Annotated in this window: 17 protein-coding genes; 10 read left to right on the forward strand and 7 right to left on the reverse strand. The window is 59.5% G+C overall.

The window, feature by feature from the left end:
• Positions 1-11: 11 nt before the first annotated feature.
• The 4 genes from speB (at position 12) to J5M57_RS08170 (ending at position 3,463) form a co-directional block, all read left to right on the forward strand.
• Complete coding sequence (gene speB, locus J5M57_RS08155; RefSeq protein ID WP_064587430.1) at positions 12-971, forward strand: agmatinase; 960 nt, start codon at positions 12-14, stop codon at positions 969-971.
• Between the two features lie 149 nt (positions 972-1,120).
• Positions 1,121-2,239, forward strand: a complete 1,119-nt coding sequence (zapE, locus tag J5M57_RS08160) for a cell division protein ZapE (protein WP_207849461.1) — start codon at positions 1,121-1,123, stop codon at positions 2,237-2,239.
• Positions 2,240-2,256: 17 nt separating this feature from the next.
• Positions 2,257-2,838 carry a DinB family protein gene (locus tag J5M57_RS08165; protein ID WP_207849460.1) on the forward strand — a complete coding sequence of 194 codons (582 nt, stop codon included), beginning with the start codon at positions 2,257-2,259 and terminating at the stop codon, positions 2,836-2,838.
• Between the two features lie 127 nt (positions 2,839-2,965).
• On the forward strand, positions 2,966-3,463 hold the full coding sequence (locus tag J5M57_RS08170; RefSeq protein ID WP_064589992.1) for a GNAT family N-acetyltransferase: 498 nt from the start codon (positions 2,966-2,968) through the stop codon (positions 3,461-3,463).
• 85 nt (positions 3,464-3,548) lie between these two features.
• On the opposite strand, the gene J5M57_RS08175 is transcribed toward J5M57_RS08170, so the two are convergent.
• Both J5M57_RS08175 and J5M57_RS08180 read right to left on the reverse strand, forming a co-directional pair.
• On the reverse strand, positions 3,549-3,758 hold the full coding sequence (locus J5M57_RS08175; RefSeq protein ID WP_169841792.1) for a hypothetical protein: 210 nt from the start codon (positions 3,756-3,758) through the stop codon (positions 3,549-3,551).
• A gap of 131 nt (positions 3,759-3,889) precedes the next feature.
• A complete protein-coding gene (locus J5M57_RS08180; protein WP_207849459.1) occupies positions 3,890-6,136 on the reverse strand; it encodes a TonB-dependent siderophore receptor in 2,247 nt (748 codons plus the stop codon).
• A gap of 197 nt (positions 6,137-6,333) precedes the next feature.
• Here J5M57_RS08180 and gorA point away from each other — a divergent pair, with 197 nt between their 5' ends.
• Complete coding sequence (gene gorA, locus J5M57_RS08185; RefSeq protein ID WP_207849458.1) at positions 6,334-7,692, forward strand: glutathione-disulfide reductase; 1,359 nt, start codon at positions 6,334-6,336, stop codon at positions 7,690-7,692.
• Here the strand turns inward: gorA and J5M57_RS08190 are convergent.
• Positions 7,689-8,705 carry a DNA-binding protein gene (locus J5M57_RS08190; RefSeq protein ID WP_207849457.1) on the reverse strand — a complete coding sequence of 339 codons (1,017 nt, stop codon included), beginning with the start codon at positions 8,703-8,705 and terminating at the stop codon, positions 7,689-7,691. The two genes, gorA and J5M57_RS08190, sit on opposite strands and share 4 nt — an antisense overlap.
• Positions 8,706-8,883: 178 nt before the next feature.
• Here J5M57_RS08190 and J5M57_RS08195 point away from each other — a divergent pair, with 178 nt between their 5' ends.
• From J5M57_RS08195 to ahpF, 3 genes are all read left to right on the forward strand, one after another.
• A complete protein-coding gene (locus tag J5M57_RS08195; protein WP_169841788.1) occupies positions 8,884-9,822 on the forward strand; it encodes a site-specific integrase in 939 nt (312 codons plus the stop codon).
• A 136-nt stretch (positions 9,823-9,958) separates the two neighbouring features.
• The gene (ahpC, locus tag J5M57_RS08200; RefSeq protein WP_003224621.1) at positions 9,959-10,522 is read left to right on the forward strand and encodes an alkyl hydroperoxide reductase subunit C; all 564 of its coding nucleotides are present in this window, start codon (positions 9,959-9,961) and stop codon (positions 10,520-10,522) included.
• A gap of 132 nt (positions 10,523-10,654) precedes the next feature.
• Positions 10,655-12,217, forward strand: coding sequence for an alkyl hydroperoxide reductase subunit F (ahpF, locus tag J5M57_RS08205; protein WP_207849456.1), 1,563 nt, complete (start codon positions 10,655-10,657; stop codon positions 12,215-12,217).
• Positions 12,218-12,342: 125 nt separating this feature from the next.
• Here the strand turns inward: ahpF and gloA are convergent, their stop codons facing one another.
• Positions 12,343-12,864, reverse strand: coding sequence for a lactoylglutathione lyase (gene gloA, locus J5M57_RS08210; RefSeq protein ID WP_007963339.1), 522 nt, complete (start codon positions 12,862-12,864; stop codon positions 12,343-12,345).
• Positions 12,865-13,003: 139 nt separating this feature from the next.
• Here gloA and J5M57_RS08215 point away from each other — a divergent pair, with 139 nt between their 5' ends.
• On the forward strand, positions 13,004-13,522 hold the full coding sequence (locus tag J5M57_RS08215) for a DUF4946 domain-containing protein (protein WP_207849558.1): 519 nt from the start codon (positions 13,004-13,006) through the stop codon (positions 13,520-13,522).
• Between the two features lie 218 nt (positions 13,523-13,740).
• On the opposite strand, the gene J5M57_RS08220 is transcribed toward J5M57_RS08215, so the two are convergent.
• Entirely contained in the window at positions 13,741-14,106 is a 366-nt protein-coding gene (locus J5M57_RS08220; RefSeq protein ID WP_207849455.1) for a histone-like nucleoid-structuring protein, MvaT/MvaU family, read from the reverse strand.
• A 234-nt stretch (positions 14,107-14,340) separates the two neighbouring features.
• Entirely contained in the window at positions 14,341-15,876 is a 1,536-nt protein-coding gene (locus tag J5M57_RS08225) for an EAL domain-containing protein (RefSeq protein WP_207849454.1), read from the reverse strand.
• 494 nt (positions 15,877-16,370) lie between these two features.
• Here J5M57_RS08225 and hppD point away from each other — a divergent pair, with 494 nt between their 5' ends.
• On the forward strand, positions 16,371-17,447 hold the full coding sequence (gene hppD / locus J5M57_RS08230) for a 4-hydroxyphenylpyruvate dioxygenase (RefSeq protein WP_064587440.1): 1,077 nt from the start codon (positions 16,371-16,373) through the stop codon (positions 17,445-17,447).
• 60 nt (positions 17,448-17,507) lie between these two features.
• Here hppD and rarD read toward each other — a convergent pair whose 3' ends face one another.
• On the reverse strand, positions 17,508-18,389 hold the full coding sequence (gene rarD / locus J5M57_RS08235) for an EamA family transporter RarD (protein ID WP_083369187.1): 882 nt from the start codon (positions 18,387-18,389) through the stop codon (positions 17,508-17,510).
• Positions 18,390-18,401 lie beyond the last annotated feature (12 nt).

An 18,401-nucleotide genomic window follows, 5' to 3' on the forward strand; every position in this document is an offset into this window, starting at 1 on the left:
GGAGCACCCTAATGGACGTGCCGATGCTCAACGACCAAGCCATGACCCGCGACAGCCTGTACGGCACGAGTGCCGAAAGCACCTACGCCGGGATCACCAGTTTCATGCGTCGCCGTTACAGCCGGGATTTGCGCGGCGTCGATGTGGCGGTCAGCGGCGTGCCGTTCGACACCGCCACCAGCAACCGTCCGGGCGCGCGCTTCGGACCAAGGGGGATTCGCGCAGCGTCCACCGGGATCGCCTGGGAACGCCATTGGCCATGGGCCTTCGATCCGTTCGATCATCTGGCCGTGATCGACTACGGCGATTGCGACTTCGATTACGGATCGCCGCACACGATTCCGCCAAGCATCGAAGCTCATGCCGAGCACATCCTCAATGCCGGCAGCGCGATGCTGACGTTTGGCGGCGATCACTTCATCACCTATCCGCTGCTCAAGGCCCATGCCCGCAAACACGGTGCGCTGTCGCTGATCCATTTCGACGCGCACAGCGACACCTGGCCAGACGAAGAGGGCAAGCGTGTCGATCACGGCACCATGTTCTGGCATGCCGCCAAGGAAGGGCTGGTGGATCCGGCGCGCTCGGTGCAGATCGGGTTGCGCACCACCAATGACGATCATCAAGGCTTTGCCGTGCTCGATGCGCGGCAGGTGCATCGGCGTGGCTGCGAGGCGATTGTCGAGGCGATTCGTGCGCGGGTCGGTGATAACCCGGTGTACCTGACCTTCGACATCGACTGCCTCGACCCGGCGTTCGCCCCAGGTACCGGCACCCCGGTGTGTGGCGGCTTGAGCACGGTGCAGGCGCTGGAAATCCTCGGAGGGTTGCGCGGGATCAATCTGGTGGGCATGGACGTGGTGGAAGTGGCACCGGCCTATGACCACGCAGAGGTAACGTCGCTGGCGGCGGCGACCCTCGCCATGGAAATGCTCTGCCTGTATGCGGCCAGACACAAGGTTGATCTCTAAAGCACCACAATCCCCTCACTGTAGGAGCCAGCCTGCTGGCGATAGCGTTGGCTCAGTCAGTATTGCTGGGACTGGGTTAACGCCATCGCCAGCAGGCTGGCTCCTACAGGGGGATATTTCCCTACATTCTTCGTGGCATACTGCCGCGCATGACTTTCGACTCTCCTTTAAGCGCCTGGCAACACGCGATCGAGCACAAGGGTTTCATCCAGGATGAAGCCCAGGAGCACGCGGTCTGGGCGCTGCAAAAATGCCATGAAGCCTTGCACGCCGGTGCCCGTTCAGTCACCGGTGTGTACTTGTGGGGCCCGGTCGGGCGCGGCAAGACCTGGCTGATGGATCAGTTCTATCAAAGCCTGCGGGTGCCGGCCCGGCGTCAGCATTTTCATCATTTCATGGGCTGGGTGCACCAGCGCTCGTTCCAGCTGACCGGGATCGCCGACCCGCTGCGGGCGCTGGCCAAGGAGCTGGCGGCGGACGTGCGGGTGCTGTGCTTCGACGAACTGTTCGTCAACGACATCGGCGACGCGATCATCCTCGGACGACTGTTTCAGGTGATGTTCGATGAAGGCGTGGTGGTGGTCTGCACCTCCAATCTGCCGCCGGATGAACTGTATGCCGATGGCTTCAACCGCGACCGGTTTGTCCCGGCGATTGCCGCGATCAAGGCACACATGGAGGTCGTTGCGGTGAACGGCGCCGAGGATCATCGGCTGCACCCGGGCGCGTGCCTGCAGCGTTATTTTGTGGCCGCGCCGGGCCAGCAAAGTGCACTGGAGCCGGTCTTTCAAGCGCTGAATGCCGGGCAACCTGCCAGTGCGGAACCGGTGCCGGTCGGGCATCGCACCGTGAACGTGGTGCAAGCCAGCGAGTCGGTGCTCTGGTGCCGCTACGCCGACCTTTGCGAGCAACCGTTTGCCGCCATGGACTTCATCGCGCTGTGCGACCGCTATCGGTCTATTCTGTTGAGCGAAGTGCCAAACCTCAGCGCGCAGAAACGCGAAGGGCGTATCGCCCGCGGTACCGAAGATGGCTCGGCGCAGGTGGTGGCCGGTGACCGTGAGTTGCCGCAATTGTCGGTACACGACGACGGCGTACGCCGCTTCATTGCCTTGGTGGACGAGTGTTACGACCGTAAAGTCCCGCTGTACATCGAGGCTCAGGTACCGATGGAGGCGCTGTACACCGAGGGTTATCTGGAATTCCCGTTCCGGCGCACCCTCAGCCGTTTGCAGGAGATGCAGCTGCAGCGTTTTGCCGAATCCTGAGCGAAGAGGGCGCGAGCATGAGTCAACCGCTATCGCATCATTTACTGACCATGGCCTACCAGAATGCGTGGGCCAATCACCGCCTCGGCAAAGCCTGGGGCCGGCTCGACGCCGAGGCACTGGCGGCGCCGCGGGTGAGCTTTTTTCCAGGCATCCGCCTGACCCTCAACCACATCCTGACCTGCGACTGGTTCTACGTCGACGCGCTGGAACGCGAGTTGCGCGGTGACGAGCCGCATCCCGATTGCTATGTGTTTTTCAACCTCAATGAACCGTTCACCGAGGCTGCAGCGCTGCGCGAGGAACAGGCGCACGTCGACCGGCGGCTGATTGCTTATTGCGAGCAGCTGCGCGATGCCGACCTCGGGCGGATCGTCACCATCGCCCGGGAAACGCCACAGCACGACAGTCGCCTGCGCATGCTCTCGCACCTGTTCGAGCATCAGATCCATCATCGCGGCCAAGTGCATGCGATGCTCAGTGATACGTCGGTAAAATCGCCGCAACTGGATGAGTTCTTCGCCGCTGGCGAGGCCGGTTTGCGTGCGCAGGATTTCGCCGAGCTGGGCTGGACCGAAGAGCTGATCTGGGGGCGCTGAGTACGCGACATCTTTGCTGATGGATGTTTTTCATCTTTGAGGTTGTGGGTTGAATCAGCCTCGCGCTATCGTCAAGCAGCCTTTCAGGTGCGCACCTTGCACGCCGGGGTCATGATCGGGGATGGAAATGGATTCCGCAGAAATTCTTGTGTTGCAAGCCAGCTACACCAATCCACTGCATGCCGAAGCCATCGGCATCGTGCTCAATCACTACGCAGAAGACCCCATGGGCGGCGGCGAGTCGCTGGCCCCCGAACTGCTGCGGCGCGTGCCCGAAGAACTGGCGCGCCGGCCCCATGCGTTCAGTGTGCTGGCGTTCGTTGGCGGTGAGCCGGCAGGCCTGGTGAACTGCTTTGAAGGGTTCTCGACGTTTGCCTGCAAACCGCTGGTGAATGTCCACGACGTGGCGGTGGTGGCGAAATTTCGCGGCCTCGGTCTGAGCCAGAAAATGCTGCGCAAAGTCGAGGAGATTTGCCGCCAGCGCGGTTGCTGCAAGATCACCCTCGAAGTGCTCGAAGGCAACGCCATCGCAAAGGACGCCTACCGCAAGTTCGGTTTCGCCCCGGGGATGTTCAACCCGGAGCATGGGCGCATGCTGTTCTGGATCAAGGATCTGCAGGCATAAAAAAAGGCGCCCGAAACAGGGCGCCCAACTGTCGTCTCCGAGGCCAGAGCGGAGCCATCGGAGGTCCATCGGTTGCTCGAAAAAATCAGTGGCGATAAGACTCGGTGACTTGCGCGGTCTGATCGTCCGGAACCTTCAGTTCCGCGGTTTTGGATTCGGTCCGCTGTTCGCTCTGCGCACTGTGGACCGGGAAGTTGTCGTAGTAATGCCGCATGCGTTCGGCGCCGCCCTCGGCAAAGGCGCTGGCGGAACCGAGGGCGAGTAGCCCGGCAAGAATGGCGGTGGTGATGTTCATGGTGCCTCCTACTGAAAAACGTGGGAGCCGTTCGTCCATGAAGCAGATCTCGAGGCACAGTCTCCCCAGCCTGAATTAACTCGGGGTTAACACGCTCGCCGGGGATGTGCTGAGTGAGTTCGTGCGCAGGGTCAGAGCTTCCAGTCCAGGCTCAGGGTCACCGTGCGCGGGTCGCCCCAGTACACGCCGTTGTAGAAGCCGACGTTGTCGTAATACTTCTTGTCGAACAGGTTATCCACGTTCAGCGACGCCGACAGGTGCTGGTCGAACTCATAGCGCGACATCAGCTTGACCACGGTGTAGGCCTCCTGATTGATCCGCGCGCGTTCGGTGATGATCCGGCCATTGGCGCCGCGACCGACCGGACGGTTTGACGCGCCATAGATATCGCTCTGCCAGTTCACCGCGCCACCAACGGTCAGCGCATGCCAGTTGCCCGGCAGGCGATAGGCAGTCGACAGCCGGAACATGTTCAGCGGCTGCGCGGTATTGGTGCGCTGTTTTTCTCCGTTGACCGAGTGGGTGTAGGTGTAGCCGGCGGTCATGTTCCAGCCGTCGAGGAGCTCCCCGGAGACCTCGGCCTCGAAGCCATTGACCTTGTTGCCTTTGCCGCCGGATTTGAAAAACTCCTCGCCGGTGACCGGGTCCGGTGCCACCGAATCGTCCCGCTCGGCTACGTTGTCCTGTTTGCTCCAGAACAACGCTGTGGAGAGGTTCAGGCGTTCTTCCAGCAGGCTACCCTTGAGGCCGAGTTCGTAGTTGCTGCCGACCACCGGATCGATGTATTTGCGACTGGCATCGCGCATGGTTTGCGGTTTGAAGATGTCGGTGTAGCTGACGTACACGGTGTATTGCGGCGTCAGGTCGTACAGCAGGCCCGCGTAAGGCGTCCACATGTCGTTGTGTTGCTGGCTGGTTTTGTCGACACCGCTCAGTTGCAGCTTGTCGTCGTAGGTGTTGGTGGCACTTGCCGTTTCCCAACTGCCATAGCGGCTGCCGAGCACGGCATGCAGTTCATCGGTCAGGCTCAGGCGTGTCGCCAGGTAGCCAGCCTTTTGTCGGGTGTAATCCTTGAAACCGCTCAGGCCGGTCACGGTGTCGGGGAATTTGTCGATGTCGCCCATGTATTTCCAGTCGCGGATGTTTTCATAACCGGCCGGCACCGCGCCGGCGATGGTGTATGGATCATCCGAACGACGTTCGGCTTCGCCATATCCGAACATCAATTCGTGCTCGCGCCCGAGCAGGGAGTAGGGGCCGGAGACATTGAAGTCGTACGCCTTCATGCTTTGATCGCCAGCCATGTGGCTGGTGTTGGCGGACATGCCGCTGCGATCGGCTTCGGGGAAGCCGCCACCGCCGTAATAGATCTTGCCTTCGGTGTCACTTTTGCGATGGGTGTAGGCGGCTTTCAGGTGCCAGCCGCCCGCCAGTTGCTGGTCGAGGGTGGCGAAGGCCGTTTTGTCGCGCAGCGGCCAGGAACTCCAGGACGTGGCCATGTTGGTCGAACGACCGAGACCGGCCTTGCCGCCTTCGGCATTCCAGTAGGGCACGGTGCCCCACGAGGTGCCCTGAACCTGTTTGTCCTGATAGTCATAACCGACTGCCAGCACGGTGGAGTCGGTCAGGTCGGCTTCGAGGATGCCGTAGCCGACCTCGCGTTGCAGCGCGTACTTGTCACGAAACGACTGGCTGTCGCGATAGGCCAGCACCGTGCGCCCACGCAAGCGGCCATCGAACGCCAGCGGGCCGCCGACATCGACGTAGCTGTAGTAGTCGTCGTAACTGCCGCCGCTGACACCCGCCAGCGCCTGCAACTGCGCGGTCGGACGTTTGCGCACCATGTTGATCGTCGCCGATGGGTCGCCCGCGCCAGTGGTGAGGCCGGTCGCACCGCGCACCACCTCGATCCGGTCGTAGATGATGGTGTCGGCATCGGACTTCATGTAGCTGAAGGTGTTGAGCATCCCGTCGATCTGGAAGTTGTTGATCGGGTAACCCCGCGCCGAATAGCTGACCCGGTCCGAATCGTTGTGCTGCACGACGATGCCGGTGGTCTGGCTCATGGCCTCGGACAATGTACCGAGTTTGAAATCGTCCATTTGCTGACGCGTGACCACGGAGACCGATTGCGGGGTTTCCTTGATCGACAGGTTCATCCGCGTCGCGGTGCTCATTGCGCCGGTCGTGTAGGAATCAGTGTTCTCGGTGTTGATCCCCAAGCCTTCGGCGCTGATGCTGGTGGCGTCCAGTTCCAGCGTTTCGGCGGCCGATCGGGGCGCTGTTTCGGGGTCGGTTTCAGCCAGCAGATCGGGACTCAACGCTGCGCTGCACAGGCCGAAAGTGAGGGTGATGGAACGGGTAATGGGCGCGAACATCGCAGCCGACTCCTTGTCTTCGAGAGAAAAAATCCGTTGGTTCAAAGACGAGGGGCAGCGCGGCGATTTAGTAACAAACGAGAAATATTGTTATTTGTAGATGTGTCGCCGAATCGCCGATCTGGCTGAAAAGCTGCGCACAGCGCTTGCCCAATGGAACGCGGCGGGTATGCTGATGGCCTGCCGAGGAGATAGAAATGGCCTACGATTTTGACCTTTATGTGATTGGCGCCGGTTCCGGCGGTGTACGCGCGGCGCGCTTTGCTGCCGGTTTCGGCGCGAAAGTGGCGGTGGCCGAGAGCCGTTACCTGGGTGGTACCTGCGTCAACGTCGGCTGCGTGCCGAAGAAACTGCTGGTGTACGGCGCGCATTTCGCCGAAGACTTTGAACAGGCGTCGGGTTTTGGCTGGAGTTTGGGTGAAGCCAATTTCGACTGGGCGACGCTGATCGCCAACAAGGACCGCGAAATCAATCGCCTCAATGGCATTTATCGCAACCTGCTGGTCAACAGCGGCGTGACCCTGCACGAGGCCCACGCGAAGATCGTCGGACCGCATGAGGTTGAGGTCAACGGTGAACGCTTCACCGCGAAAAACATCCTGATCGCCACCGGTGGCTGGCCGCAGATTCCGGAGATTCCGGGGCACGAGCACGCGATCAGTTCCAATCAGGCGTTCTTCCTCAAAGAACTGCCGAAACGGGTGCTGGTGGTCGGTGGCGGGTACATCGCGGTCGAGTTCGCCGGGATCTTCCACGGCCTGGGCGCGAACACCACGCTGTTGTATCGCGGCGATCTGTTCCTGCGCGGTTTCGATGGCTCGGTGCGCAAGCATCTGCAGGAAGAGCTGACCAAGCGCGGCATGGATCTGCAATTCAATGCCGACATCGCGCGCATCGACAAACAGCCTGACGGCAGCCTGAAGGCGACCCTCAAGGATGGCCGCGTACTGGAAGCGGATTGCGTGTTCTACGCTACGGGCCGGCGTCCGATGCTGGACAATCTGGGCCTGGAAAACACCGATGTGCAGCTCACCGACAAGGGCTTTATCAAGGTCGACGAGCAATACCAGACCGGCGAACCGTCAATTCTGGCGCTGGGCGATGTGATCGGTCGTGTGCAATTGACGCCCGTGGCGCTGGCCGAAGGCATGGCGGTGGCGCGGCGGCTGTTCAAGCCTGAGCAATACCGGCCGGTGGATTACAAGATGATCCCGACGGCGGTGTTCAGTCTGCCGAACATCGGCACTGTCGGTCTGACCGAAGAAGAAGCGCGGGACGCGGGCCACGAGGTGGTGATTTTCGAAAGCCGCTTCCGTCCGATGAAGCTGACCCTGACCGAGTGTCAGGAGAAAACCCTGATGAAGCTGGTGGTCGACGGCAAGACCGACAAAGTGCTCGGCTGCCACATGGTCGGTCCGGACGCTGGCGAGATTGTTCAAGGTTTGGCGATTGCACTGAAGGCTGGCGCCACCAAGCGTGACTTCGACGACACGATCGGGGTTCACCCGACGGCCGCCGAAGAGTTCGTCACAATGCGTACGCCGGTCGGCGCTTAAGCATCCTTCGCTTTGGCTGTGTCTGGCGCTGCCGCAACGGTAGCCGCCAGACGCAAGCTGTCTTCGAGGCTCGCCTGAGTCTTGGTCAACTCTTTTTCCAGTGACTGATTGAGCTGCCGCTGTTCGTCGGCATCCTGTTTCAGTGTCTGACTTTCCAGCAAGGCCACGCGCAAGCGTTCCTGGAGGAGGGTGCGCTCGCTGTCGACGCGGCTGGCTTGCTCCAGCAGTTGATCCTGGCGCTGGTTGCTGTGCTTGAGCTGATCCTGCATCAGGCTCAGCTCGCGCTGAATGCCACGGTTTTCTGTGAGCAGACGCTCGTTGTCTCGGTGCAGTTGGGTGATCTCATCCTGACGCACCAGCGCACTTTGTTGCGCCTGACGCAGCTCCATCTGCAATTGTTGAAGCTGGCCTTCGTGGCGCGCCTGTTCCTGCTCGCGCTGTTCTTTGGTGGCGTTGCGGTAGTGCTCCAGCGCATCGCGAGCGTGCAGATGCTTTTCTTCCAGCGAGCGGATCTGCTCGTCCTTGTCCTGCAAACGCAACTCGAAGTCGGCCAGTGCCTGATTCAGCCCGGCGTTGCGCGTCTGTTCGGTCTGCAGCATCGAACGGGTTTCGTTCAGCGCCTCGGATTCCCTGGCCAGCGCTGCGCCCTGAATATCGTGTTGTTGCTCCAGTTGTTCGAGCGCCTGACGCACTTGCTTCAATTGCGCTTCCAGCGTTTCGCGCTGCTCTTCGAACTGCTCGCGGGCTTGTTCGATCGGCTCTTGCGCCTGTTCTTTCAAGCGCTGGGCGAGGCGCGAGACCAGTGCCGTCAGCTCGTCGTTGATCGGTTCTGCCGACGCTTCAACCGGTTGGCTGCCGTCATCGAGCTCTTTCAGATAGCGATGGATCGTGGTTTTCGAGCCGGTGTTGCCCAGTTCGATGCGTACTGCATCGATGCTGGGGTGTTCGCCTCGGGCCAGAATCGCTGTGCGCGCGATCTGAACCACTGCTTTGTTTACGCCACCACGGGCCATGTGAACTCCTACCGTTTCGTACTGTGGTACATGCCACCAAAGTACGCAGTGTACCACGCTAAAAATAAAGTTAAATCCTTGATTAATAACAGGCGGGATATACTGGTATTACCCAATGTCAGGTGCTTAAATGGCTTCTTTACGCCTTGAATCAGTACGCCAAGCGAGAACCCTGCCCATGAGCGATATCGATCGCTATCTGCAAGCCGCCACCCGTGACAACACACGTCGCAGCTATCGCTCGGCGATCGAACACTTTGAAGTGAAGTGGGGTGGCTTCCTGCCGGCGACGGCCGACAGCGTTGCGCGTTATCTGGTCGAGCACGCCGGGGTGCTGTCGATCAACACGCTGAAGCTGCGCTTGTCAGCACTCGCGCAGTGGCACAACAGTCAGGGGTTTGCCGATCCGACGAAGGCGCCAGTGGTGCGCAAGGTGTTCAAAGGCATTCGCGCGCTGCATCCGGCGCAGGAAAAACAAGCCGAGCCTCTGCAGTTGCACGACCTGCAACAAGTGGTCGACTGGCTGGAACAGGAAGCCGCCAGTGCCCGACAACAGCAGGATCGCCCGCAATTGCTCAAGGCTTATCGCGACCGGGCGCTGATCCTGCTGGGCTTCTGGCGCGGCTTTCGCAGCGATGAACTGTGCCGCCTGCAGATCGAACACGTGCAGGCGCACGCCGGCAGCGGCATCACCCTGTACCTGCCGCGCAGCAAGGGTGACCGCGAAAACCTCGGGCAGACCTATCAGGCCCCGGCGCTGCTCAAGCTGTGTCCGGTGCAGGCGTACATCGACTGGATCACCGAAGCGGCGCTGGTGCGCGGTCCGGTGTTTCGCGGTATCGACCGCTGGGGCCATCTGAGCGAGGAGGGCTTGCACGCCAACAGCGTCATTCCCTTACTGCGCCAGGCACTGGAGCGCGCCGGGATTTCCGCCGAGCGCTACACCAGCCATTCCCTGCGCCGCGGCTTTGCCACCTGGGCGCATCAAAGCGGTTGGGATCTGAAATCGCTGATGAGTTACGTCGGCTGGAAAGATATGAAGTCCGCCATGCGCTATGTTGAAGCCAGCCCCTTTCACGGGATGGCTCGGATTACGGATAAGCCGGCTTCGTCGTAGATATCGTTTTCTTCTATTAATACAGTCAGCTAATAGCGAAAACAAATCAGCAGCATCAGGTTTGCCAATGAGCCATCCGTCGAGTGAGTGGGTAGGATTCACCCATCGAATTCACAACCCTGACGGAGAGTCATCAATGCCTATCATCAACAGCCAAGTAAAACCGTTCAAAGCTACCGCGTTCAAAAACGGCGACTTCGTACAAGTCTCGGACGCTGACCTGAAAGGCAAATGGTCCGTAGTGTTCTTCTACCCAGCCGACTTCACTTTCGTTTGCCCAACCGAGCTGGAAGACCTGGCCGACAACTACGCTGCGTTCCAGAAACTGGGCGTGGAAATCTACAGCGTTTCGACCGACACCCACTTTGCCCACGCTGCCTGGCACAACACTTCGCCAGCCATCGGCAAAATCGAATACACCATGATCGGCGACCCGACCCACGTCATCTCGCGCAACTTCGACGTGCTGATCGAAGAAGCTGGCCTGGCTGACCGTGGCACCTTCGTGATCAACCCTGAAGGCCAGATCAAAATCGTTGAACTGAACGATGGCGGCGTTGGCCGTGACGCTTCCGAGCTGCTGCGCAAGATCAAGGCTGCTCAGTACGTTGCTGCTCACCCAGGCGAAGTTTGCCCAGCCAAGTGGAAAGAAGGCGAGGCCACTCTGGCGCCGTCCCTGGACCTGGTCGGCAAGATCTAAGTCTGTGCGACACGCAACACAGGGCGGGACTCCGCACCTACTTCAGTAAGCTGCACCGCCCAATAAAAAAGCCCGGGCGAGATTCGCTCGGGCTTTTTTTCGCCTCGAATAAAGACACAGGAGATCGCCCGTATGTTGGACGCCAATCTTAAAGCCCAGTTGAAATCGTACCTGGAACGGGTCACCCAGCCGATCGAGATCGTTGCTTCCCTCGACGACGGTGCGAAATCCCGGGAAATGCACGACCTGCTCAAAGACGTTGCCAGTCTGTCGAGCCAGATTACCCTGATCGATAACGGTAACGATGCCCGCAAGCCGTCGTTCTCGATCAACCGCCCCGGTGCCGACATCAGCCTGCGTTTCGCCGGCATCCCGATGGGCCACGAATTCACTTCCCTGGTGCTGGCCCTGCTGCAAGTCGGCGGCCACCCATCGAAGGCCAGTGTCGAAGTGATTGAACAGATCCGTTCGCTCAAGGGCGAGTTCAACTTCGAAACCTACTTCTCGCTGTCGTGCCAGAACTGCCCGGACGTGGTCCAGGCACTGAACGTGATGGCAGTGCTGAACCCGAACATCCGTCACGTCGCCATCGACGGCGCGTTGTTCCAGGACGAAGTCAATGATCGCAAGATCATGGCCGTGCCGAGTATCTACCTGAACGGCGAAAACTTCGGTCAGGGCCGCATGGGCCTGGAAGAAATCCTAGCCAAACTCGACACTGGCGCCATTGAGCGTCAGGCCGAGAAAATCAGCGCCAAAGAAGCCTTTGACGTGCTGGTGGTCGGCGGTGGCCCGGCCGGTGCGTCGGCCGCCATCTACGCGGCGCGTAAAGGCATTCGCACCGGTGTCGCGGCCGAGCGTTTCGGCGGTCAGGTGCTCGACACCATGGCCATCGAGAACTTCATTTCCGTACAGGAAACCGAAGGCCCGAAACTGGCGGTTGCGCTGGAAGAACACGTCAAGCAGTACGATGTCGACATCATGAACCTGCAACGCGCCGACAAGCTGATCCCGGGCAAGAACGGCGAGTTGCATGAAGTCCACTTCGCCAGTGGTGCGACCCTCAAAGCCAAGAGCGTGATCCTGGCGACCGGTGCGCGCTGGCGCGAAATGAACGTGCCGGGCGAGCAGGAATACCGCAACAAGGGCGTGGCGTACTGCCCGCACTGCGACGGCCCGCTGTTCAAGGGCAAGCGCGTGGCGGTGATCGGCGGCGGTAACTCTGGCGTTGAAGCGGCCATCGACCTGGCCGGTATCGTGGCGCACGTGACCCTGTTGGAGTTCGACGTGCAACTGCGTGCCGATGCGGTGCTGCAACGCAAACTGCACAGCCTGCCGAACGTTACCGTGATCACCAGTGCGCAAACCACAGAAGTCACCGGTAATGGCGAGAAGGTCAACGGCCTGCGCTACAAGGATCGCAACACCGACGAACTGCGTACGGTCGAGCTGGAAGGGATCTTCGTGCAGATCGGTCTGCTGCCCAACACCGACTGGCTCAAAGGCACCATCGAGCTGTCGCCGCGCGGTGAAATCATCGTCGACAACCGCGGTGAGACGTCGATCCCCGGCATCTTCGCTGCCGGTGACGTGACCACCGTGCCGTACAAGCAGATCGTGATCGCGGTGGGCGAGGGCGCCAAGGCATCCCTCAGCGCGTTCGATCACTTGATCCGCACTTCGGCTCCGGCGTAAACGGCAGTCGCGGAAACGAAAAAACCCATGAGCGATCATGGGTTTTTTATGGGTGAAGCAAAAGATCGCAGCCTGCGGCAGCTCCTACAGGGAATGTGTAGGAGCTGGCGAAGCCTGCGATCTTTTTACAGCGGCGCAGGCTGAATGATTTCAACCCAGTAGCCGTCCGGGTCCTTGATGAACGCCAGGCTTTTCATGCGGCCATCGGTCAGGCGCTTCTGGAAATCACAGCCCAGCTCTTCGAAGCGTGCACAGGCCGCAACGATGTCCGGCACGGAAATGCAGATGTGACCAAAGCCACGCGGGTCGGTGTTGCCGTTGTGATAGGCAAAGTCCGCGTCGTTTTCGGTGCCGTGGTTGTGGGTCAGTTCCAGAATGCCGGGAATCGACTTCATCCACTCGGTACGCGCAGCGGCGTCGGCCGGGATCTGCGCCTTGTCGACCAGGGCGAGGAAGTACAGGCTGAATTCGGCCTCCGGGAAGTCACGCTTCTCGACCAGCGAGAAACCCAGGACGCGGGTGTAGAAATCCAGGGACTTGGTGATGTCCTTCACACGCAGCATGGTGTGGTTGAAGACGAAGTTGCGGGTTGCGCTGTCTGGGGTGGCGGTGACGCCGGGAAAAGTGTTCAGTTCGTGCAGGCTCATAGGCCCTCCGTAACAATGGGGCGAGTGAATGGACGCAATGATACGCATGCGGACCGGCATCGCCAAACCGAATCCGCGGCTTGCTCTGTGGGCGGGCGAGCCTCAGACTTCAGTGCTCAATCTGCGAGTGCCTCTGGTAATGATCCGACCGTTCAAAGCGCTGTTCGTTGTTCTTTTTTCGTCGCTGCTGGCCGTCCCGGCACTGGCCGATCAGCCGAGCGTCACCTGGCCTGCCGGTTGGCAAGTCGAAGTGTTGCCAGATACACCGGCTCAGGTGTCCCGTCAGCGCGCGGTGAAAAACGACGCCGCTGGCAATCAGATCATGGTGATGGAATTGACCATGACTCAAGTAGAGGCCGGTCATCAGGTCAATGTCCCGGGCGTTCTGCTAGAGATGCGCAAATCGATTCAAAAGGACTTCTTCCAGGGCGGTTATCAGAGTGTTTGCAACAAGATGCATCCGGCAAAGCTGGGTGCGCTGGACGCACTGGAAACCACCTGCACGATCACTGAAAACGGTCGACATGTGTTGTCGCAAACATTGGTCGCCGCGGTCGATGCGCAAAAGGCGTATGTACTTTCTTACGCCGGTCAGGCTGAGGTTTATAAGGCGAGTGCCGACGAAATAATCGCGGTGAGAAACAGCTTGAAACTTTAAGCGTCTGTTCGCTCCCCGCTAGGTATTAGATACCCGAAGGAATTAAGCACAAAGTTTAGCGCGGGTTACCGAGGCAACATCCCGCTGCAAAATGTTTAGCCGGATGCCGTGTGGTGTTAAAGCAGTATCACAACTAGTCATGGGGAAATCGTTGCTTTTGTTAGATATTGTCGAAAAAAAAGCCCTGCATAATGCAGGGCTTGTTTGTTGCCGCAAGATTAACCGCGCAACCAGGAATCGACGGTAGCTGCACCGTACTGTTCCTTCCAGGCTTTCAGGCCGCGGTGGTTGCCGCCCTTGGTTTCGATCAGTTCGCCGGTGTGCGGGTTCTGGTAAACCTTGACCACGCGAGCACGGCGAGTTTTCGGTGCGGCGGGCACTTGCAGGCCGGATTTGCCCGGGTTCGGATCGAGGATGGCGATGATGTCTTTTAGGCCTTTGCCGTAGGTTTTCATCAGCCCCTGGAGCTTTTCTTCGAATTCGATTTCTTTCTTGAGCCCGGCATCGTTCTTCAGCGATTCCAACTGCTTGAGCTGTTCCTGAAGGGCCTTTTCAGCTGCACGAAATTCAGCGAGTCTGGACAATATCTTTACTCCAATAGTGTGTTTGGCTGATACCAACCGCAAACAAAGCTATAAGCCAAGAGCCTTGAAGCGACTCGGTGACAATGGCTCACCTGCCAATCTTGCACAGGCTGAAAAAATTGTAGTAGTTAATGCGCCAAGAGTAAATCCTGTTGTTGTCCTCATGTAACAACAGTGGTCTTTTGTATCAATTTGGTGCGTCTTTCCGCGATGCCACGGTTAATTTGTTTTTAGTTAATGGTGACTTAATGCGGCGATGAAGTCGGCGCCGGGCATGGGTTTTCCGAACAGATAGCCCTGCAGGAAGTTGACGTGGTGCGCGGTCAGATAGTCGGCCTGCGCCTGAGTTTCTACACCCTCGGCAACAATACCCAGTTCGAGCTTGGCGCAAAGTTCGATAATCGTATCGAGAATATGCCGCGACAACGCATCGATCCCGATCATCGCCACGAAGCTTTGATCGATCTTGAGAAAATCCACGTTGAATTTGCGCAGATAACCCAGGCTCGAATGCCCGGTGCCGAAGTCGTCGATGGCGATCATCACGCCCAGCGTATGCAACTGCTCGAACAACTGACGCGTGATGTCAGTGGGCTCGATTAGTTGGCGCTCGGTCAGCTCCAGCACCAGGCTGACGCTACCGGGCGCGAACGCTGCCAGAAACGTGCGGCAGTCGTCGACCAGTTGCAGGTCCTGACAATGGCTGGCGGTGATGTTGATGCCGATATGAAACGGCTTGTCGAAACCAGCGGACGGCGGGCCGAGCAGGGCGGCTGTCTGCTGCATCAGGGCGCGGGTCATGGGCACGATCAGCCCGGAGTGCTCGGCGAACGGGATAAACAGGTCCGGGCGCACCAGGCCTTCCTTGGGATGTTTCCAGCGCATCAGTACTTCGGCGCCGGACCATTTCTTGCTGTCTCCGTGCACCACCGGCTGGAAGTAGGGGATGAATTCGCCCGCCTCCAGCGCCCGCAGCATTTCATGGCTGGGCGAAGTGGCGCGCCGTTGCAGAACGTGGCCGATAGCGCCTGACACCACACCAAAAAACATCAACAGACTGAACAGTGGCGGGTATTCGTCGGCCATGTAGCGCCAGACTTCACCTTGCGGAAAACCGGCGCTGACACTGAAGGCGTAGCGCGAAGACGCCAGCATGTGTTGCGCCACCGGTAACACCGGCAGGGCACCCTGATGCACGTTGCCGTCGGCGGACAGCCAATTGTCGCCGACTTGCAGCAACAGCAGCGTATCCCGGCCGATCAGGCGCAGCACATTGCTCAGGTGATAACCATCGAGCGTGGTCAGTGCGCCGCCGCGTCCTTCGCTTAGCCGATACACCAGCAGCGCGGTGTTGGGCGTGACGGGGTTGCCGTTCATCAACCACAACTTGCCCTGGGTGTAGTCACCCGGGTTCACCGCTTCCTTGAACTCACCGAACAGCGAACTGCAATAGAGGTTGTCATCCCACACCAGATTGGTCGAGCGCACGAAGGGGCGTCGCGTGACCTGTTCGCGCAGGGCGAGCTTGACGCTGTCGCAGGGCTGGCCGGCCAGAGGCAGTAACTCGCTGGCGGCCTGGGCGGTGTTGTCGAGCATCAGTTCGAACTGGCGCAACGCCTCCTCGGCGGTGTTCTGCGTGCTCTGTTGCAAGGTGCGTTCGGCCTGCATGTACAGAATTCCCGTGCCCAGAAGCACCGGCAACAGGCCGCAAAGCAGGGTCACAATCATGCGCACGCTACGTTTGCGGCGGGGTCTGACGGTCAAGGGCATGGGCGCATCCTGTTGCGATGGAGTGAAACTCTCGAATGCAGGCCTGGCAACGGCGCGCCTGTGAAACCACGGAGTCAAAAGGCATGATAGATGGCCGTTGACGCTTGTGCCGCATACGGCCGGTTGATCTGCGTGGCGCGTGCACTAAAGGCCAGTGAAGTCGCGCGAAGCCTACAACTGAGATATGCCCAGATGATTTCCCCGTGCAACAAACCTCTTGCGCCCGCACGAAAAAGGCGGATTTTATAGAGAGGGCAGACAACCCTATTTACGCTGTGTAGAATCTGGTTACGCATACAATAATAATCGTCTTCTGGCAGCAGAAGCCTCGCCCGCAAGAGCCTTGGGTCGACAATGAAGATATTCGGGTTTCAACTGATCTATGGTGACTTCCTCGCCCGCAGTGTGCGAGGCATCTCCTGCGCACCGCCCGCCGGTCTCAGCATTACTGACAAATAACTCTGGTTAATTGATAAGAATGATGAGGCGTCACCATGACCGATTTATACGAAAACCCAATGGGCCTGATGGGCTTTGAGTTCATCGAGTTCGCATCGCCGACTCCTGGCACCCTGGAGCCGATCTTCGAGATCATGGGCTTCACCAAAGTCGCGACTCACCGCTCCAAGAACGTGCACCTGTACCGTCAGGGCGCGATCAACCTGATCCTCAACAACGAACCGCACAGTGTCGCCTCGTACTTCGCGGCCGAGCACGGCCCGTCGGTGTGCGGCATGGCGTTCCGCGTCAAGGATTCGCAAAAAGCCTACAGCCGTGCGCTGGAACTCGGCGCCCAGCCGATCCACATCGAAACCGGCCCGATGGAGCTGAACCTGCCGGCGATCAAAGGCATTGGCGGCGCGCCGCTGTACCTGATCGACCGTTTCGGCGAAGGCAGCTCGATCTATGACATCGACTTCGTGTTCATTGAAGGCGTTGACCGCAACCCGGTCGGTGCCGGCCTGAAGATCATCGATCACCTGACCCACAACGTGTACCGCGGCCGCATGGCCTACTGGGCCAACTTCTACGAGAAGCTGTTCAACTTCCGTGAGATCCGCTACTTCGACATCAAGGGCGAATACACCGGCCTGACCTCGAAAGCGATGACCGCACCGGACGGCATGATCCGCATCCCGCTGAACGAAGAGTCGTCCAAGGGCGCCGGGCAGATCGAAGAGTTCCTGATGCAGTTCAACGGCGAGGGCATCCAGCACGTGGCGTTCCTCACTGACGATCTGGTCAAGACCTGGGATCAGTTGAAGAAAATCGGCATGCGTTTCATGACCGCGCCGCCGGACACCTACTACGAAATGCTCGAAGGCCGCCTGCCGAACCACGGCGAGCCGGTTGACCAGCTGCAATCGCGTGGCATCCTGCTCGACGGTTCGTCGAACCCGGACGACAAGCGCCTGCTGCTGCAAATCTTCTCGGAAACCCTGATGGGCCCGGTGTTCTTCGAATTCATCCAGCGTAAAGGCGATGATGGTTTCGGCGAGGGCAACTTCAAGGCCCTGTTCGAATCGATCGAGCGCGACCAGGTGCGTCGTGGTGTGCTTGCCACCGAGTAACCTGCAGACCTAAAAAAGCCCGGCCTGCAAAATTGCAGGCTGGGCTTTTTATTGCGCGCCTTACGGGCGTCGTTGCCGCATCAAGTGCTTGAAGCCTTCAAACACCAGCACCACAACCGCCAGCCAGATCGGAATATAAGTCAGCCACTCACCGGCCTTGATGCTTTCACCGAGCAACAGCGCGACGCCGAGCAGCAACACCGGCTCGACATAACTGAGCAGGCCGAACAGGCTGAACGGCAGCAAGCGACTGGCAATGATGTATACCACCAGCGCCGACGCACTGATCAGGCCGAGCAGCGGAATCAGCCACATCAGGCCCGGGTATTGATCGAACACGCCAAAGCCTTGCTCGCCACCGCGCACGAACGCGTACGCCACCGGCAGCATCAAGGTCATGTCGACCCACAAGCCGCCGAGGTGATCGGTCTTCAGACGTTTGCGCAGCACGAAGTACAGCGGGTAACCGACCACGACCACCAGGGTCGCCCAGGAAAATCCGCCTACCCGGTACAGCTCGTTCGCCACGCCCAGGACGGCAAAGAACACCGCGATTTTCTGCAGGTACGACAGGCTGTCGCCGTAAGCGATACGCCCGGTCAGGACCATCGCCAGCGGCAAGAGGAAATAGCCCAGCGACACGTCGAGGCTGTAGCCATTGAGCGGCGCCCACATGAACAGCCACAGCTGCACGCCGAGCAATGCGGAGGAAACGATCAGGCCGCCGATCAGCTTCGGGTAGCCCGCCACACGCCGCAGCAATTCCAGCACCCGCCGCCATTCGCCGGAGACCAGCATGAACACGGTCATGCACGGTACGGTCAGCAGCATCCGCCAGCCAAAGATTTCCACGCCACTCAACGGGGTGAGCAGCGAGGTGTAGTAATACATGACGGCAAACAGCACCGAGGCTGAAACCGATAGAGCGATACCTTTAGACAAACTGTCCTCGCG

It is taken from the genome of Pseudomonas sp. 86_A, assembly GCF_017491705.1.
Taxonomy (GTDB): Bacteria; Pseudomonadota; Gammaproteobacteria; order Pseudomonadales; family Pseudomonadaceae; genus Aquipseudomonas; species Aquipseudomonas koreensis.

What these genes read in the sequence shown, in the direction of transcription:
- speB (WP_064587430.1), top strand. Translation starts at nt 12, where the DNA reads ATGGACGTGCCGATGCTCAACGACCAAGCCATGACCCGCGACAGCCTG.
- zapE (WP_207849461.1), top strand. Translation starts at nt 1,121, where the DNA reads ATGACTTTCGACTCTCCTTTAAGCGCCTGGCAACACGCGATCGAGCAC.
- J5M57_RS08165 (WP_207849460.1), top strand. Translation starts at nt 2,257, where the DNA reads ATGAGTCAACCGCTATCGCATCATTTACTGACCATGGCCTACCAGAAT.
- J5M57_RS08170 (WP_064589992.1), top strand. Translation starts at nt 2,966, where the DNA reads ATGGATTCCGCAGAAATTCTTGTGTTGCAAGCCAGCTACACCAATCCA.
- J5M57_RS08175 (WP_169841792.1), bottom strand. Translation starts at nt 3,758, where the DNA reads ATGAACATCACCACCGCCATTCTTGCCGGGCTACTCGCCCTCGGTTCC.
- J5M57_RS08180 (WP_207849459.1), bottom strand. Translation starts at nt 6,136, where the DNA reads ATGTTCGCGCCCATTACCCGTTCCATCACCCTCACTTTCGGCCTGTGC.
- gorA (WP_207849458.1), top strand. Translation starts at nt 6,334, where the DNA reads ATGGCCTACGATTTTGACCTTTATGTGATTGGCGCCGGTTCCGGCGGT.
- J5M57_RS08190 (WP_207849457.1), bottom strand. Translation starts at nt 8,705, where the DNA reads ATGGCCCGTGGTGGCGTAAACAAAGCAGTGGTTCAGATCGCGCGCACA.
- J5M57_RS08195 (WP_169841788.1), top strand. Translation starts at nt 8,884, where the DNA reads ATGAGCGATATCGATCGCTATCTGCAAGCCGCCACCCGTGACAACACA.
- ahpC (WP_003224621.1), top strand. Translation starts at nt 9,959, where the DNA reads ATGCCTATCATCAACAGCCAAGTAAAACCGTTCAAAGCTACCGCGTTC.
- ahpF (WP_207849456.1), top strand. Translation starts at nt 10,655, where the DNA reads ATGTTGGACGCCAATCTTAAAGCCCAGTTGAAATCGTACCTGGAACGG.
- gloA (WP_007963339.1), bottom strand. Translation starts at nt 12,864, where the DNA reads ATGAGCCTGCACGAACTGAACACTTTTCCCGGCGTCACCGCCACCCCA.
- J5M57_RS08215 (WP_207849558.1), top strand. Translation starts at nt 13,004, where the DNA reads ATGATCCGACCGTTCAAAGCGCTGTTCGTTGTTCTTTTTTCGTCGCTG.
- J5M57_RS08225 (WP_207849454.1), bottom strand. Translation starts at nt 15,876, where the DNA reads ATGCCCTTGACCGTCAGACCCCGCCGCAAACGTAGCGTGCGCATGATT.
- hppD (WP_064587440.1), top strand. Translation starts at nt 16,371, where the DNA reads ATGACCGATTTATACGAAAACCCAATGGGCCTGATGGGCTTTGAGTTC.